Here is a 16,980-nt window from a genome sequence, read left to right on the forward strand (position 1 = left end):
AATTTATTTTGTTTCGGTAAAGTCAGCATCAATAACATCATCTCCATCAGGCTTATTATCAGTGGTTGAATCAGCCGCTTGTGAAGCAGAGTTTGCTTGTTGATAGACAGAAGCTCCTAATGAATACAATTCCTGTTGAAGCTCCTCTACTAAAGACTTCATGAGTTCATAATCATCTTTTTCAACCGCTTCTTTTAGCTTGACTCGTTTCTCTTCAACTTTAGTTTTTGCTTCTTCATCAACTTTATCGCCAAGCTCACCTATTTGTTTTTCAGCTTGATAAACAAGTGTTTCAGCCTGATTTTTAATATCAATTTTTTCACGCTTTTCTTTATCCGCAGAAGCATTCATTTCAGCATCTTTAACCATTTTATCAACTTCACTATCCGATAAAGTTGAGGCACCAGTAATTGAGATACTTTGCTCTTTACCGCTACCTTTATCTTTAGCGGTGACGCTTAGGATTCCATTAGCGTCAATATCAAAAGTCACTTCGATTTGAGGAACACCTCTTGGAGCAGGAGGAATTCCGTCTAAACGAAAAGTTCCAAGACTTTTGTTATCGGAAGCCATCTCACGTTCTCCTTGTAATACGTGAATTTCTACATTCGTTTGACCATCAACTGCAGTTGAATATGTTTCGGCTTTTTTAGTGGGAACAGTGGTATTTCTTGAAATCATTTTTGTCATCACCCCACCTAAAGTTTCAACCCCAAGAGACAAAGGAGTCACATCAAGGAGCAAAATGTCTTTGACTTCACCAGCAAGAACTCCACCCTGAATAGCTGCTCCAACAGCTACGACTTCATCTGGATTAACTGTTTGGTTTGGGTCTTTAGTAGTGACTCTTTTTACCAACTCTTTCACTGCTGGCATTCGTGTAGAACCTCCAACCATGACAATCTCGTCTATTTCTCCGGTAGATAATTTTGCATCTTTCAGAGCTTGTTCGACTGGAACCCTACAGCGATCAATAAGATTTGCTGCTAACTCTTCAAACTTTCCTCTGGTAAGTGTCAAATCTAGATGTTTAGGACCTTCAGGTGTGGCTGTTATAAAAGGAAGATTAATTTCGCTTTGAGTAGCATTTGATAATTCTATTTTCGCTTTTTCAGCTGCCTCAGTTAGACGTTGAAGGGCTTGTTTATCTTGGCGTAGATCTATACCTTCATTACTTTTGAATGTTGAGGCTAAATGGTCAACAATTGCACGATCGAAATCATCTCCACCCAAATGAGTATCTCCAGAAGTAGAGAGAACTTCGAATACTCCATCACCAACTTCTAAAACAGATACATCGAAAGTTCCACCACCCAAATCAAAAACCAATATTCTTTCATTACTTTTTTTATCTAAACCATAAGCTAAAGCAGCGGCAGTTGGCTCATTGATAATTCTAAGAACCTCTAAGCCCGCAATTTTCCCTGCGTCTTTAGTTGCTTGTCTTTGTGAGTCATTAAAGTAGGCTGGAACAGTAATTACAGCTTGTGTTACTGTTTCACCCAAATATTTTCCTGCATCCTCAGAAAGTTTCCTCAAAACTTGAGCACTAACTTCTTCAGGAGAAAACTGTTTATCTAGTATCGGACACTTTAATTTGACGTTAGAACCTGATTTTTCAACTCCATAGCTTACTTCTTTGGATTCGTCGTTTACTTCATCGACCCTTCGTCCAACAAATCTCTTAGAAGAATAAAAAGTATTTTCTGGATTCATCACTGCTTGGCGCTTCGCAATTTGTCCAACCAATTGATCTTGATTTTTTGTATAGGCAACGACTGATGGAGTAGTTCTAAAACCCTCAGCATTTGCGATTACAGTGGGCTTACCACCCTCCATGACAGCAACACAACTATTTGTAGTACCAAGATCGATGCCGACAACCTTCCCCATTGGTGATTAACTCCTTTAATTTCTTTCTTTAAGTAACATCCTCGTCAGTTGGACCTGTTTGAGGCGAGGCGTGGTTCCCGAACAGTCTCTTATAAATTTCAAATCAACTTCTTAACGAAATGATTGCTATCACTGGAAAAACTAAACTAGTAGGACTTCTTGGACAGCCCGTAAATCACTCTCTTTCTCCGATTATGCACAATGCGGCATATGAAGAAATGGGACTTGATTGGTGTTATTTAGCAATTCCTTGCGATAAAAAAAATATTAACGATTTAACTACAGCTCTAAGATTTGTAGATTGCAAAGGATTAAATGTAACTATTCCTCACAAGCAAGAAGTTCTTAAATCTTGCAATAAATTAACTAAAATTGCAAATGATATACAAGCAGTTAATACACTAATACCGGAAAAAAATAATCAATGGATAGGTGCAAACACTGATGTAGAGGGATTCTTGATGCCATTAAAAAATCATAATTTAGTGGATAAAAATGTAGTTGTCATTGGTTGTGGAGGCAGCGCAAGAGCTGTAGTTATGGGGTTAAGTAGTTTAAATATTAAAAACGTAAAAATAATTGGTAGGAATGAAATTTCATTAGATATTTTTGTAAAAAACATGAAAAACTTATTATCAAAAAACCATATATCAATTGAAGCTATTAATAATAAAGACATAAACATTAGATCACATATTAAAGAAGCCGATTTAATTGTTAATACAACTCCAATTGGAATGAATAGCCTAAACACTGAACAAAACAATATTCCTCTTGGTAATAAAATATGGGAAAGCCTCTCTAACAAAACTATTCTGTACGATTTGATTTATACTCCAAGACCAACCAATTGGTTAGAACTTGGGCAGAAAAAAAATTGTTTTACAATTGATGGTCTCGATATGCTTGTCGAGCAAGGTGCCTTGTCAATAAAACTTTGGAGTGGTTTTAATAACGTGCCTACTCAAATAATGAAATCATCTGCAGAGAAACATTTAATCGTTTAATCTTGAAAAAATAAAATTTCTTATGCCTTCACCAGGAGCAAAAATATTAGGAGTTATTCTTTATATGATTCCTTGGGCTGATTCACTTACGTTTGGTAATCATTTATATATAAAGTATCCTTTTACTCAAATTACTCAAATACCTGCAATACCAATTATTCTAATAGAAAGGTCAATACCTTTTGGAAATTTATTATTATTTTTAGCTATCTATATTGGACTAATAAGAAATAGTAAAATATCCTATTTTTTACGTTTTAACGCACTGCAATCATTGTTAATTAATATTGGCATAATCATAGTTAGTTTTGTTTTCGAAATTCTTTTTAGTCCTTTTCTAGACTCATTAATTATAAGAACCTTCTCTAGTACTTTATTCATTAGTCTTTTTTCAATGATTTGTTATTGTGTTTGGTCTTGCACACAAGGGAAGGAACCTGATCTGCCCATAATCAGCGAAGCAACAAAAATGCAATTGTGAAAAGTTACCACCTGGGTATAAGATCATAACTCCGTCGCTCTTTATGAGCCTTAAAGTCCTAGTCGGAAATTTCTTCCATGTCTGAAAAACCCTATTACGAAACTATGTACATTCTTCGTCCGGACATCCCGGAAGAAGAAGTAGACAGTCACATAAAAAAATATAGTGAAATTCTTGAGAAATCAGGAACTGAAGTATTGGATAGTCAAATGAGAGGGAAAAGAAGACTTGCTTATCCAATTGCTAAACATAAAGAGGGAGTATATGTGCAATTAAGTCATCAAGGCAATGGTCAACAAGTTGCAACCCTAGAGAAAGCAATGAGGTTAAGTGAAGATGTTATTCGATACCTTACAGTTAAACAATTTGGTCCTTTGCCAACTCCAAAATCAACATCTAAAGAAGAAGATCAACCTGAAAAATCTGAAACAGAAAAAGAAGAAGTAAAGTCTAGTGAAGTGAAAGCTGAATCACCTGTAGAGGAGGATAAGAAAGAAGAATCGAAAGAATAAAGATAAGAGATAAATAAAATAAAGAATCTTACATTTTACTTGTTTATCCAAGACCAAATTCGACTAGGTAATCCCCATACATAAATAAATCCTTCAGCGGATTTGTGGTTGAATTTATCCTCACCTCCATAAGTAGACATATCTGAAACGTAAAGACTATTTTCTTGTGACTTTCGACCAATAACATCAGCATTACCCTTGAAAAGCCTCATCCTTACTATTCCATTGACATGCTTTTGAGAAAAATTAATAAATCCATCTAATGCCTCTTTTAGAGGACTAAACCAGAAACCTTTATAAACCAAGTCTGCCCATTGTCTTTCCAAATTGAATTTAGTATTTAACAAGTCAGCGGGTAAAGTTAAGCTTTCCATTTCTTGATGAGCTTTAATTAATAAAAGCAATCCTGGTGTTTCATAAATTTCTCGACTTTTAATTCCTACTACTCTGTCTTCAATAATATCCAAACGTCCAAAGCCATGTTTCCCTGCAAGGCTATTAGCTTTTTTTATAAGAGATACAGGATCCATCAATTCTCCATTAATTGCAACTGGATAACCATTCTCAAAAAGAATGTCAACTATCTCAGCTGTATTAGGTGAATCAGCAATTGAGGAGGTAATACCAAAGACTTCATCGGATGGCATCTCAAATGGATCTTCCAGTGGACCTGCTTCAATGCTTCTGCCCAAAAGATTCAGATCAATTGAGTAAGGATTTTTTTTACTAACAGGAGGGACTATTCCATATTTTTCTCCATAGGCAATCGTTTCTTCGCGGCTCATTCCCCATTCCCTCGCTGGTGTAAGCAATTGCAAATCAGGGGCTAAAGCTCCAATTGTTACATCAAAACGAACTTGATCATTACCCTTGCCCGTACACCCATGAGCGACTCCATCGGCATTTACTTCCCTTGCAATTTCAACAAGTTTTTTTGCAATTAAAGGTCTAGCTAATGCCGTTGAAAGTGGATATTTACCTTGATATAGAGCATTAGACCTAATTGCTGGAAAAGCAAAATCTTCAATAAAAGGCTTTACTAAGTTGCCGACTAATGACTGCGATGCTCCGGCTGAAATAGCTTTTTTTTTGATTACATCCAGCTCATCACCCTGGCCAAGATCTGCCGCGAAAGCAATCACATGCTCAACTCCATACTCCCTCTTCAAATAGGGAATACAAACACTAGTATCTACTCCTCCTGAATAGGCCAAAACTACTTTTTTAGCTATTCCCATATGGTTCTCTCCTATGAGGAAATTCAATTGTTGTTATTAAATATAGAGAACTATTGGACAATATTTCTTATTTAGATTTTCAATGCTGATTCAAATATTTTCAAGATGTAAAAAATCGCAAAAAAGAGACAAAATTTATTCCCAGGGCTGCTTAATAGATTTTCCTGATTGGCTTTCAGCAAAGAATCCTATGAGCCATACCGAAACAAAAGCAAAAGAAGTTAACCCAAAAAAAATAAGTACATAAACTAACCAAGCATTAATATCATGACCGAATATCAATAGATCTTGAACATCATCATTTGAAGTAAAAATAAAAACAAGAGATGCGAACATTAAAATCACTTGAAAATTTAAGTTAAGTTAACGAATCTATTGAAAAAGATCTCCTAGCCAAAAAATAAACTAAAAGAACAATAGAAGGACCAAAAAGCAAAAACCATACTAAAAGATGATTTATGGAAAAAGGTTGAGGATGAATAAAACCAGCCACACGAAGAGAAATACTTACTAAGAAAGCCATGACCCAAGTACAAATCATCAGCGTCAGCTTTGAAGTCAGCATAAAGATTAGAAAATTAATCCATAATGCATTATGTTAATTCATCGATCAAAATCCTGATATGAGCGATCTAAAAAAAATCAATTTATCTAGTTTAGACGGTATTAACCCCGCACTAACCCGCTATGCCAGGCAAGAGCGTGCTCCTGTTCTACCTCTGCGAGAAGAACCCGATTTATTATCATGGCTAGAAACTAGTGGGAGATTAGTTTCTGATGAAGATTCGAATGATCAAGAAATAAGTACAGTAGAAGAAGAAGAGCTTTCAGCTTTAATGGGAGAAAAAGAAGATTATAAAGCCGAAGAAGAACCAACAGATGAAGAGTGGGAAGATTAATTTACTAGCTTTAGTTTTGGAAAAATATAACAAACCTTTAAATAAAAAAAAAATATCATTTTTTAATAATGTTAATTCTCAAATATTTATTTTGTTTGGAATAATTACACTTGCATCTTTATTTTCTGATTTATATTTTGAAAATTATTCTTTAACTATTCCTTTTATAATTACAGCTCTCATATCATCATTTATTACTTATATAAGTATTCCTATCTTAAAAAAAATAAACATTCAGCAAATAATTAGAGAAGAAGGACCAAAGAAACATTATATAAAACAAGGAACTCCCACTATGGGGGGAGTTTTTTTTATTCCAATAGCAATCATAATAGCTAATATTTTATTTTTAAAAAGTCAAGATTACAGAATTATTTTGACTTTGAGCTTACTCATTATATCTTTTATGTTAATAGGCTTAATTGATGACTTAATAAGTTTGAAAAAAAAATTTAACACTGGTCTTACCTCAAATCAAAAATTGATTTTTCAATTTTTTATCAGTCTTATTTTTATTATTTTTTGCGAATCAAATAATTTTCTATCTAGTAATATTCAAATAGCAAATAGAATTATTAATATAGAAAATTTAATTTATCCTTTAGGAATATTTGTATTATTAGCAGAAAGCAATTCAACTAATTTGACTGATGGTTTAGATGGCTTACTAAGTGGATGTAGTGCATTAATTTTTACAGGTTTAGCAATAACTATTTTAGTAGAGAATCAAGCTTACGCTGAAACCCTTGCTCCTCTTTGCATAGTAATGGCTGGCAGTTCTATGGGTTTTCTTGTTCTTAATAAACATCCTGCAAAATTATTTATGGGTGACTCAGGGTCTTTAGCAATTGGAGCATCTCTTGGTGGCATTGCACTGATATCGAATAATCTTTGGTCTCTGTTAGTTATGGGAGGAGTACTTGCAGCAGAATCAATCTCAGTAATAACTCAAGTAGGTATTTTTAAAATTTCTAAGAAAATAAAAGGGAAAGGGCATAAATTATTTTTGATGACTCCAATACATCACCATTTTGAGCTCAAAGGTAACAAAGAAACTCATATTGTGAGTAGCTTCTGGTTTGTTACATTATTATTAATAATAATCAATCTAGTATTTTTCGCTAAATCTTAAATCTTCAAATTGTACTGATGACGTATTTTACTTGGAAAGAAGAAGGGTTAACAAAGGACTGTGAAACTCTAGATTCCATGGCTGCTCGGTTTGAAGAATCTGCAAGACTCATGAGAAAAATGTCAGCAGATGGCTTTAAAGTAGAAAAAAGAAACAAACGACAAATAATCACTCATATAGATTCAAAAATTTTTAATGATTGGGGCTTCGTTAGTGAAGAGCCACCATATCAACAACTTACATTAATCCTTGAAAAAGACATAAAATAAATCATTTATTTTTAAAAAATACTAAAAAGATTTAAAAATAGTAAAGGTTACTGACTTGTGAAAAATCGAAAATGTTTTAAACCATCTAAGACATCATCTTGATCATCAGAAAAGAAAACTCTTTGTTGGGTTCTCAATCCATCTAATGATGAATCATGATCAAAAGGAATAACATTAGTAGTCAATCCCCTTATTAACTCATCATCACCTTGTTGACTTGCTACAACAAGTACTTTGTCTAAAGATATGCCCCAACGTAAAGTCAAAAATCTTATTGCTTCCGCTCGTGATGCTCGTAAAGGAACAACGTCTAGGTACCAATGACATTTAAGGTGAGGAGTAGCGGCAAGTCCAGACTGCCTAAGTCTTTTTCGTACCAAAGGTAAAATTGCATGACTAGGTTCTTTTAATAAATAACTAACCTTAAAAGGACCTTGGAATTCAGTTAATTGAAGCTCTAGATACTCTTTTAAATCGAACAAAACCTTTTCTACGTCATTCCGATTCCAATCAACAGATATTAAATCTTGCCAAAAAATATCTGATTTTTTTGTATCAGCATAATAAATCTCAGTACCAGCTTGACATATCCAAACAGCAGGTATGGGTAGTTGTGTTTCTGCGTATCGATAACGGGCAGCTTTAATTGACCTACCGGTTAAAATTCCTAATTTGATATTTTTATTAAATGAATCATCTTTTAGTTTATTTCTCAATATTGATAAGCCTTTAGATTCCTCAAGATAATTATCTAAATCAAGAAATAATAGTTTATGACCAATAGGACTTGTTTCTTTAGTATTTACAAATGTCAAATAACGAGGTGCAAGAAATTTCAGACGCTTCTGCATCAATGCAATGTAATTACAAACATGTGCATCCCAACTAAAATGCCTGCTAACTCCTTCAATTCCATTGTTTCTCCAAGTGTTCCATAAAGATGGATTTGAACCAGCAGTTTCTAACCCATCTCGAAAGGCCTCTAAATCAGTTACATCTACGAGTAGACCATTATCACAACGAGACAAAATATCCCTCGGACCTCCATCATCAGTAGTCACCATTGGCAAGCCACACGCAGCAGCTTCCAACAATGTCAAGCCAAACGGCTCAGTTAAGGCAGGATTAACAAACAATCCTTTTCTATTTGCAGCCCAACGATATATTGAGGGAATTTGCTCTCTTTTATGTTGTTTTGGAAAAGCAACTTTTCCATATAAATTATACTTATCAACCAATTCAAAAACTTGCTGAAATACTTCTCTTTGCTGTTTATCTAGCTGTCGTGCATCTTCTCGACAACCTAAAATTAAAATAAGGTTATGTCTTTGCTGCAATATTGACGAACGGCCAAAAGTCTCAATCAACGCAGGAATATTTTTTCTCCTTACTGCCCTTGATATAGCTAAGAGAGGGGGAAGATTTAAATCTCTCAGAAAAGGTTTAAAAAGTTTATTTAATTCTTTTTCTTCTTTATCTAAAGCAGAATCTATTGAATGAAAACGATTCAGATCAACACCTGGTGGTATCACTACTATGTTTTTAGAGCTAAATCGCCCGTAGCGAGCGTACTGTTCTTCAGCTTCCTGTTTAGTACTTGTTATGAGTAAATTTGAATGAGCTAAAGCCAATTCCTCTGCATCAATTCTTTTACTAATTGAGTAAGTTTGCTCTATTTGATCGTGATCTATTCCAGCAACCAATAATCTTCTGAGTTTTTCACGGCCTAATGAATGGCCAGTAAAAACTAATGGCAAGCCTAATCTTCTGCTTACTAATGCTCCAACATAACCAGCGTCAGCATAATGAGCATGAATCCAATCAGGAAAGTTATTTTGTTTCCGTAATCTTTGAACTACTTGATCTGCTAAATCATCCAAATAAGGCCATAACAATTCTTTCCTGACGTAACGCTTAGGACCAAAAGGTAATCGAATAATTTCAGCACAACTTGATATCTTTTCTACGGGCTTTGAGTAATCAGAGGATACTTTCCTATCAACAATTAATCTGGTAATGAGTTCTACATTTTCAACTTCAGGTCTTGCCGCAAGTCCTTTTACTAACTCTAAAACATATAAAGTTTGCCCTCCAGTATCTGCGTCTCTGCCCAATTCAAGATCATTTGATCGGATTAGACCATGCAAATTTAAATGTAAAAGCCTTAAACCCAAATAAACCCTCATGTGAGTTGTTGGATAAATAATTGATTTTTTCCTCCTTAAACCTAAAGAAAGAATAATGATTTATTTAAATAAATATTAAAATTTCAAAGTGACTGCTATCACTTGATTTTTGAAAATATTTATAAATCAAAGTAACGAAATCAACTCTATACATTAAGGAATATGTACAAAGCCCACTAAATATTCAACCGTTGATTGGAGGATGTAATTTCAAAACCTTTTTTAAATAATTACCTGTATGACTATTTGAATCTTTTGCTACTTCTTCTGGCGTACCCATAACAATAATTTCTCCTCCGCGGTTACCTCCTTCTGGACCCATATCAATAATCCAATCTGAACATCTGATAACGTCTAAATTGTGCTCAATTACAATAATTGAGTTTCCTTTATCTACCAGTCGCTGGATGACATCCATTAATTTATGAACATCATAAAAACTTAGACCAGTTGTAGGTTCATCAATTAAATAAAGAGTTTTACCAGTGGCTCTTCTAGATAATTCAGTAGCAAGTTTTACCCTTTGAGCTTCTCCTCCGGATAATGTTGGAGCAGGTTGTCCGAGCTTAATATATCCAAGACCAACATCTAAAAGTGTTCTTAATCTATCCGCGGCTTGAGGTATTGCTGAAAAAACGTCAACTGCTTGCTCAACTGTCATTTCTAATACATCTGAAATAGAAAAATTTTTATATTTAACTTGTAATGTCTCTCGATTAAATCTAGCTCCTTTGCATACATCACATTGAACATAAACATCAGGAAGAAAATTCATCTCAATTACATTTACACCCTGACCCCGACAGGCTTCACATCTTCCACCTTTAACATTAAAACTAAATTGACCTGCTTGATATCCTCGAGCTTTTGCTTCAACAGAGGTAGCAAAAAGTTGACGTATAGGATCAAATGCGCCCGTATAGGTAGCCGTATTAGATCGCGGAGTCCTGCCAATTGGAGACTGGTCAATAACAATAACTTTGTCAATAGATTTAATACCTTTCAGCTCTTTTAATCCTTTTGGGAAAGGAACTTTTAACCCTAAAGAGTGATTTAAAGCAGGGTGAAGTAGTTCGTTTATCAAAGTACTTTTACCGCTTCCACTAACACCAGTAACAGCAACTAATCTACCTAATGGAAAATCTACTGAAACATTTTTTAGATTATTTTTATTACAATCAATTAATCGTAATTTTCTTTGAACTGAGTCTCTTCTACTAGCAGGGGTAGGTATAGATGAACGCCCACTAAGGTAAGCACCAGTCAATGATTCTTTTGCATTCAACAAGCTATCGATAGATCCTTCTGCAATAATTTTTCCTCCATGGACACCAGCACCAGGACCTATATCCACTAAATAATCAGCCGCTCTTATGGTGTCTTCATCGTGTTCAACGACAACCAAAGTATTACCTAGATCACGCAGTTTTTTTAATGTAGATAATAGTCGATCATTATCTCTTTGATGTAGTCCAATACTAGGTTCATCTAAAACATACAAAACTCCTGTTAAACCTGCACCTATTTGCGTGGCAAGTCTTATTCTTTGAGCTTCCCCCCCAGACAAAGTCATTGCAGGTCTATCTAGAGTTAAATAATCAAGTCCAACATCTAATAGGAATTGAAGACGTAATCGAATTTCTTTTAAAACTAATTCCCCAATTTTCTTTTGTTTATTAGAAAGCAATTGATTTGAATTTTTAGTTTTCTCAAAACCCATTAATTCCTCAACATTCTCAAGTGTGGTTGAAACACTTGATGAAGTGAGATCAGTAATTGCAAATGGACCTAGTTTTACAGCAAGAGCCTCAGGACGTAATCTCTTGCCATGACAGCTTGAACAAGGAACTAATTCAAGATATTTTTCTAACTTTTGGCGAACCGCTTCACCATTTGCATCCTGCAACTGTCTTTCTAAAATAGGTAAAATACCCTCAAAAGGTCTTTTAAATCCAGAATCTTGTTTATATCTACTATCCACCTTTATTAAAATTGGCTCTTTACTACCGTTTAACAAAATATTTTTTTGCTCTTCTTTTAAATCTTTCCAAGGAGTTTTTATTTCAAAGCCAAATGCCTCACCTACTGAAAATAATAATGAAAAATAATATGAATTATCTTTATCACTCCATGGTGCAACAGCGGCGTATACCGGTAATGATGGATCAGGTACAACTCTCTCACAAGTAAATTTTTTCAAATGACCAAGACCATGACAATCAGGACATGCTCCGTAAGGACTATTAAATGAGAATAATCTTGGAGATAGTTCTTCAATTACGGCCCCATGAACTGGACAAGCAAAATTTTCAGAAAATAATCTTTCTCTATCAATACCTTTCGGAAGTTCTTCATTCTTTTTCGGTACTGCTTCAACTATTGCTAAGCCGTCTCCCCTTTTCAAAGTAGTGCTTAATGAATCAGTTAATCTCTCTTCGATCCCTTCTCTCGCAATTAACCTATCAACCACTACCTCAATAGAATGAACTTGATTTTTATCTAATTCAATATTATCTGCCAATTCTCTAACTTCTTTGTTAATTCTTACTCGTACAAAACCCTCTGCAGCGAGTCCAGACAAAAGTTTTGAATGTGTTCCTTTTTTACCTCTAACAACTGGTGCAAGTAATTGATATCGAGTCCCTTCAGGAAGAGTCTTAATTTGATCAACCATCTCATCAATACTTTGAGGCTTAATTGGCCTGGAACACTCAGGACAATGGGGTTCTCCCGCTCTTCCGAATAGCAAACGAAAATAATCTTGTATTTCCGTGACCGTTCCAACTGTTGAGCGAGGATTATGACTAGTAGATTTTTGATCAATAGAAATTGCTGGAGATAAACCTTCAATTGAATCAACATCTGGTTTATCAACCTGACCTAAAAATTGTCTTGCATAAGCAGACAAACTCTCAACATATCGCCTTTGACCTTCAGCAAAAATCGTATCAAAGGCTAAAGAACTTTTACCACTTCCACTAACGCCTGTAAAAACGACCAATTTATTTCTTGGAATAGATAGATCAACATTTTTTAAATTATGTTGCCTGGCACCACGAATAGTTATGACTTCTTCATTAGAAGAACCAATATTTAATGTCTTTTGTTTTGAATTAGGTTTTGAACTTCCCATTAGGGAAAATTATTAATAGCTAATTGTATAAAAAAATATGCTCATCATGCAGCTTTGTGTTCCAGCAAGCTCGCCGCATAAGCATTAGCTCCTTCAATTTCGCCACCAGCCAATAGAGCCAATTCACTCTGCCTATCAGCGATTTCCTTTAAATCAATAACAGTTGATTTAGTCTTATCAGCGATAACAGTCTTTTTTAAAGAAAAATGATTATCAGCATATGCTGCAATTAATGGTTGATGAGTGACGCAAAAAACTTGCCGATACATTGATAAGTCAGAAAGCAAATTAGCTACGTAACTACTAACTGATCCACTAATACCCGAGTCAATTTCATCAAAAATCAAGAGTTTAGATTGATCGAAAGAAGAGAAAATCGCCTTTATTGCAAGAAGAATACGGGATTTCTCTCCCCCCGATGCTGTTTCAGCAAGAGGCGCTAAAGGAAGTCCTGGATTTGCTGAAAACATAAAGTTAATTTTATCGATCCCGTTAATTGTTGGCTCACAGTTTTCAAAAACTACTTTAAAACGAACATTAGGCATACCTAACTTTTTTAAAGTCACTATAAGTTTATCCTCAAGTTGCAAAGCAACGTTTTTTCTAATAGAGGATAATTCTTTATTCGAATTATCTCTAATAATTCTTTTTTTGTGTTCTAAAGAAGAAAGCTGATTTATGTTGATGGAATCATCATGTGAAGACAAGCGATTAATTAATTCATTTTTATAGCTAATAAGGTCTGGAATATTTCTATGATATTTCTTTTGATAGAATTTTAAAGTAGATAATCTAACTTGTAAATCATTTAAAAAAGTTGGATCAATGTCTAATGTTTTTTCATAATCATTAATCTGACAAATCAAATCATTTAGATTATTCGTAATGCTATAAAAGTTATCAAAAACAGATTCTAGAGAAGAATCTATCTGAGACAATATTTTTAATTCGTTAATACAAAAATTAGTATGATCTAAAACAGATGGATATTCATCTAAACTTTCATTTAAACGAATCAATAAAGCTTTAACTCCCTCTTTTAATCTTACAAGATTTGATAACCGATTCTGATCAGTTTCTAACTTTGTTTGCTCATGAGGGTCCTCTAATTTTAATTTATCTAAGTCTTGACAAATATACTCCATTTCCTCAAACTCTTTTTTTGAATCAGAGATTTTATCTCTTACTTCTTCTAGTCTTAAATTAGAATCATGCCATATTTTCCAATCATTCTTAACTTTAGTAATGGATTCTTGAATTGCTTTTAAACCTAAAGAATCAAGCAAACTTAATTGATGTAATGAATCATTCAAAATATAAGTATCACCCTGTAGTGTAAAATCAAAAAGCAGTGATCTCAGTTCTGATATTTGATCTTTATTAACTAATACGCCATTAATTCTAAATCTAGATTTATATTTATTATCTTTGAAACGCCATTCCCTAGTAACAATTAATTCTTCATCAATATCAATTTCTTGATTATTTAACCAATTTTTTGTATTTTTCAAAACAGAAAACACACCCTCGATTGATGAATAAACAGAACCTTTGGCTACCAATCGATTATCTGAAGTGATCTTTTTATGTGCCAATAAAGCATTTAACGTATCAAGAAATATTGATTTACCTGAACCCGTTTGCCCTGTAAATACAGTAAATCCTTTATTAAAATCGATCTCTAAATTCCCAAATAGAGCTATGTTATGAAAACGAAGGCTGTTTAGCATAAGTCAAAGCAATCAAAAAGACACAAACTAGGCGTAAAATGGATTAGAAAAGGTTTAAAACATTGCCATACAAAAATGGCTGAAGAATTAAGCGATTTTATTGAAGCCTCAGGTCTACTTGAGTATGACCCTGTTGCTATTGACTCAATCTACAAAAAAAATCCAATTCGTCTACTCCGAAGACTTTGGCAGACACTTTTACCAATCGGTTTATTTTTAATTGGTGTTGGTTGGGAAAAATTAATAGGTTCTTTAGAAAAAGAAGAGAGAAAAACATATAGAGCAAAAGAATTTACCCAGCTCCTTGTGGATTTGGGACCAGCATTCATAAAAGCTGGACAAGCACTGTCTACCAGGCCAGATATCGTCCCTCAAGTAGTTCTTGAAGAGTTAGCCCAGCTTCAAGACCAGTTACCCGGATTCGAGAGCAAGCTTGCCATGGCTTGTATTGAAGAAGATTTAAAAGAGAAAGTAAGCAACATTTTTATAAAAATTGATAAAGAGCCAATTTCTGCCGCATCCCTCGGTCAAGTCCACAGAGCAATACTGAAAAGTGGAGAAAAAGTTGCTGTTAAAATTCAAAGACCAGGATTAAGAGAACAAATAACATTAGATTTATATATAGTAAGAAATATAGCAGTTTGGTTTAAAAATAATATCGGAATTATTAGAAGCGATCTAGTTGCATTAATCGACGAACTAGGAAAAAGAATTTTCGAAGAAATGGATTATATAAACGAAGCTAATAATGCAGAAAAATTTAAGCAGTTGCACAGCGATAATAATAAAATTGCTGTTCCAAAAATCTACAGAAACGCAACAAGCAGAAGAGTACTAACAATGGAATGGATAGACGGGACTAAATTAACAAATATAGATGCAGTAAAAAAACTAGGAATTGATCCAAATGAAATGATAGAAATTGGCGTAAGTTGTAGTCTTCAACAACTAATTGAACATGGTTTTTTTCATGCAGATCCTCATCCAGGAAACATATTAGCTATGGAAGACGGGCGATTATGTTATCTAGATTTTGGGATGATGAGCGATATTACGCAACAGTCAAGAGTTGGATTAATTAGAGCAGTTGTTCATTTAGTTAACAAAAGATTTGATAAACTTTCTAATGACTTTGTACAGTTAGGATTTTTATCAGAAGAGGTCGATTTAAAACCTATTGCTCCTGCATTTGAAAGTGTTTTTACCAGCGCTCTAGAAATAGGAGTAAATAAAATGGATTTCAAAGCAGTGACAGATGATATGTCTGGTATTATGTATAAATTTCCTTTTAAATTACCACCTTATTATGCACTAATTATTAGATCTTTAATAACATTAGAGGGAATAGCACTTAGTGTTGACCCGAATTTTAAAATACTTGGAGCAGCATATCCTTATTTCGCAAGACGTCTAATGGAGGATGAAAATCCAGAACTAAGAAATAGTTTGAAAGAAATGCTATTTGATGAAAACAACCTAAAATTAGAAAGATTAGATGATCTTTTAAAAAGTGCTACCAAAGAAAAAAAGCTGAACAGTGAAAAAATTTTAGATCAAACTATTGATTTTTTATTTTCTAGTAAAGGTTTTATTCTGAGGAATGAATTAGTAAATATTTTTGCTACAAAAATCGACTCTATTGGATGGAAAACACTTATTAATCTGAATAATAAACTTCCATCAAAAATACGATCAAAAACCATAGCAAGCTCATCTAAAATTGACACTAAAGAAATTTTTAATCTATCATCTATCAATAAAATGTTTAATGCATCAAAAACAAAGCCAGGATTTAAAAGAAAATTATTATTTAAAAAATTGCCAAAAATTCTTATAACTAAAGATACTTACCAAATGGGTTACGGTTTAATGAAAAAAACTTCTGAAAAAGGATTAGTTAGATTAGTAAAAGTTGCAGCTGGTGTAAAACAATAAATGAATTTAAATTATAAAAATATTATACTTTTATTATTTTTATTTTTTATTCCAAGCGCAAAAAGCGCAGAGAATCTTTTTCTCTATAAAGGAAATTTTAGTAGAACAATAAAAATAGATGATTTAAATAATTTTACAAAAACAAAAAAGCCAAGTAAAAAATTAAAAAATCTAATGAAAATTACAAATCAAAAAAATAAAGATCTCCACAAATTTTTAACTCATGAAATAGAAGTTCCTATAGAATCAAGCAGTAGATTAATGAATAGTAAAATAGGTGAAGTATTTTTAAGCAGATTATCTAAAATTATTTACCCCAATAAGATATCAAATATAAAAACAAGTACAAAAGCCATAAGGTCTGGAATTATATTAAGTTCTTATAAAAATAATGAAAAAATTAATCTTATAGACTTTTTTAAAGAGTATCCAAATAAAAATATTGCTTTAGACCTCAATGCATTAAATAAAGCCTTCAAAAAAGTAGAATCATTAAAAGATTTAATTGATTTCTATTCAAATTCCCCTTTTCAAAAGCTAAAAGATGGAAGGTCTAGCATTTAGA

General features: G+C 33.4%; 14 protein-coding genes. 8 read left to right on the forward strand and 6 right to left on the reverse strand.

What is annotated here, in order from left to right; genetic code table 11:
* Window positions 1–3: 3 nt before the first annotated feature.
* On the reverse strand, window positions 4–1,893 hold the full coding sequence (gene dnaK, locus AC6EI0_RS07545) for a molecular chaperone DnaK (RefSeq protein ID WP_498521969.1): 1,890 nt from the start codon (window positions 1,891–1,893) through the stop codon (window positions 4–6).
* Between the two features lie 119 nt (window positions 1,894–2,012).
* On the opposite strand from dnaK, the gene AC6EI0_RS07550 reads away from it, so the two are divergent.
* The 3 genes from AC6EI0_RS07550 to rpsF all read left to right on the forward strand — a co-directional run bounded on the left by AC6EI0_RS07550 (window position 2,013) and on the right by rpsF (window position 3,893).
* On the forward strand, window positions 2,013–2,900 hold the full coding sequence (locus AC6EI0_RS07550) for a shikimate dehydrogenase (RefSeq protein WP_498521970.1): 888 nt from the start codon (window positions 2,013–2,015) through the stop codon (window positions 2,898–2,900).
* 22 nt (window positions 2,901–2,922) lie between these two features.
* Entirely contained in the window at window positions 2,923–3,381 is a 459-nt protein-coding gene (locus AC6EI0_RS07555) for a Tic20 family protein (RefSeq protein ID WP_498521971.1), read from the forward strand.
* Window positions 3,382–3,458: 77 nt separating this feature from the next.
* Entirely contained in the window at window positions 3,459–3,893 is a 435-nt protein-coding gene (gene rpsF, locus AC6EI0_RS07560; protein ID WP_498521972.1) for a 30S ribosomal protein S6, read from the forward strand.
* Between the two features lie 35 nt (window positions 3,894–3,928).
* Here the strand turns inward: rpsF and AC6EI0_RS07565 are convergent, their stop codons facing one another.
* Window positions 3,929–5,131, reverse strand: coding sequence for an argininosuccinate synthase (locus AC6EI0_RS07565; protein ID WP_498521973.1), 1,203 nt, complete (start codon window positions 5,129–5,131; stop codon window positions 3,929–3,931).
* A gap of 135 nt (window positions 5,132–5,266) precedes the next feature.
* The gene (locus AC6EI0_RS07570) at window positions 5,267–5,467 is read right to left on the reverse strand and encodes a cytochrome B6 (RefSeq protein WP_498521974.1); all 201 of its coding nucleotides are present in this window, start codon (window positions 5,465–5,467) and stop codon (window positions 5,267–5,269) included.
* 287 nt (window positions 5,468–5,754) lie between these two features.
* Here AC6EI0_RS07570 and AC6EI0_RS07575 point away from each other — a divergent pair, with 287 nt between their 5' ends.
* The 3 genes from AC6EI0_RS07575 to AC6EI0_RS07585 are packed head-to-tail and all read left to right on the forward strand — an operon-like array spanning window position 5,755 to window position 7,431.
* Window positions 5,755–6,030: a DUF3134 domain-containing protein gene (locus AC6EI0_RS07575; protein WP_498521975.1), complete on the forward strand. Its 276-nt coding sequence runs from the start codon at window positions 5,755–5,757 to the stop codon at window positions 6,028–6,030.
* On the forward strand, window positions 6,011–7,162 hold the full coding sequence (gene mraY / locus AC6EI0_RS07580) for a phospho-N-acetylmuramoyl-pentapeptide-transferase (RefSeq protein ID WP_498521976.1): 1,152 nt from the start codon (window positions 6,011–6,013) through the stop codon (window positions 7,160–7,162). Before AC6EI0_RS07575 ends, mraY begins: the two co-directional genes overlap by 20 nt.
* Before the next feature lie 17 nt (window positions 7,163–7,179).
* A complete protein-coding gene (locus tag AC6EI0_RS07585; protein ID WP_498520081.1) occupies window positions 7,180–7,431 on the forward strand; it encodes a hypothetical protein in 252 nt (83 codons plus the stop codon).
* A 47-nt stretch (window positions 7,432–7,478) separates the two neighbouring features.
* Here AC6EI0_RS07585 and AC6EI0_RS07590 read toward each other — a convergent pair whose 3' ends face one another.
* The 3 genes from AC6EI0_RS07590 to AC6EI0_RS07600 form a co-directional block, all read right to left on the reverse strand.
* Window positions 7,479–9,605 carry an HAD family hydrolase gene (locus AC6EI0_RS07590; protein WP_498521977.1) on the reverse strand — a complete coding sequence of 709 codons (2,127 nt, stop codon included), beginning with the start codon at window positions 9,603–9,605 and terminating at the stop codon, window positions 7,479–7,481.
* Window positions 9,606–9,801: 196 nt separating this feature from the next.
* Window positions 9,802–12,750, reverse strand: coding sequence for an excinuclease ABC subunit UvrA (gene uvrA, locus AC6EI0_RS07595; protein ID WP_498521978.1), 2,949 nt, complete (start codon window positions 12,748–12,750; stop codon window positions 9,802–9,804).
* 44 nt (window positions 12,751–12,794) lie between these two features.
* The gene (locus AC6EI0_RS07600) at window positions 12,795–14,480 is read right to left on the reverse strand and encodes a DNA repair protein RecN (protein ID WP_498521979.1); all 1,686 of its coding nucleotides are present in this window, start codon (window positions 14,478–14,480) and stop codon (window positions 12,795–12,797) included.
* A gap of 75 nt (window positions 14,481–14,555) precedes the next feature.
* Between AC6EI0_RS07600 and AC6EI0_RS07605 the strand changes: the two genes are divergently transcribed.
* Window positions 14,556–16,415 (forward strand): ABC1 kinase family protein, encoded by a 1,860-nt coding sequence (locus AC6EI0_RS07605; RefSeq protein WP_498521980.1) that lies wholly within the window; start codon window positions 14,556–14,558, stop codon window positions 16,413–16,415.
* The gene (locus AC6EI0_RS07610) at window positions 16,416–16,979 is read left to right on the forward strand and encodes an alpha/beta hydrolase (RefSeq protein ID WP_498521981.1); all 564 of its coding nucleotides are present in this window, start codon (window positions 16,416–16,418) and stop codon (window positions 16,977–16,979) included. It abuts the gene before it with no gap.
* Window position 16,980 lies beyond the last annotated feature (1 nt).

Source organism: Prochlorococcus sp. G5PB11, assembly GCF_059772425.1.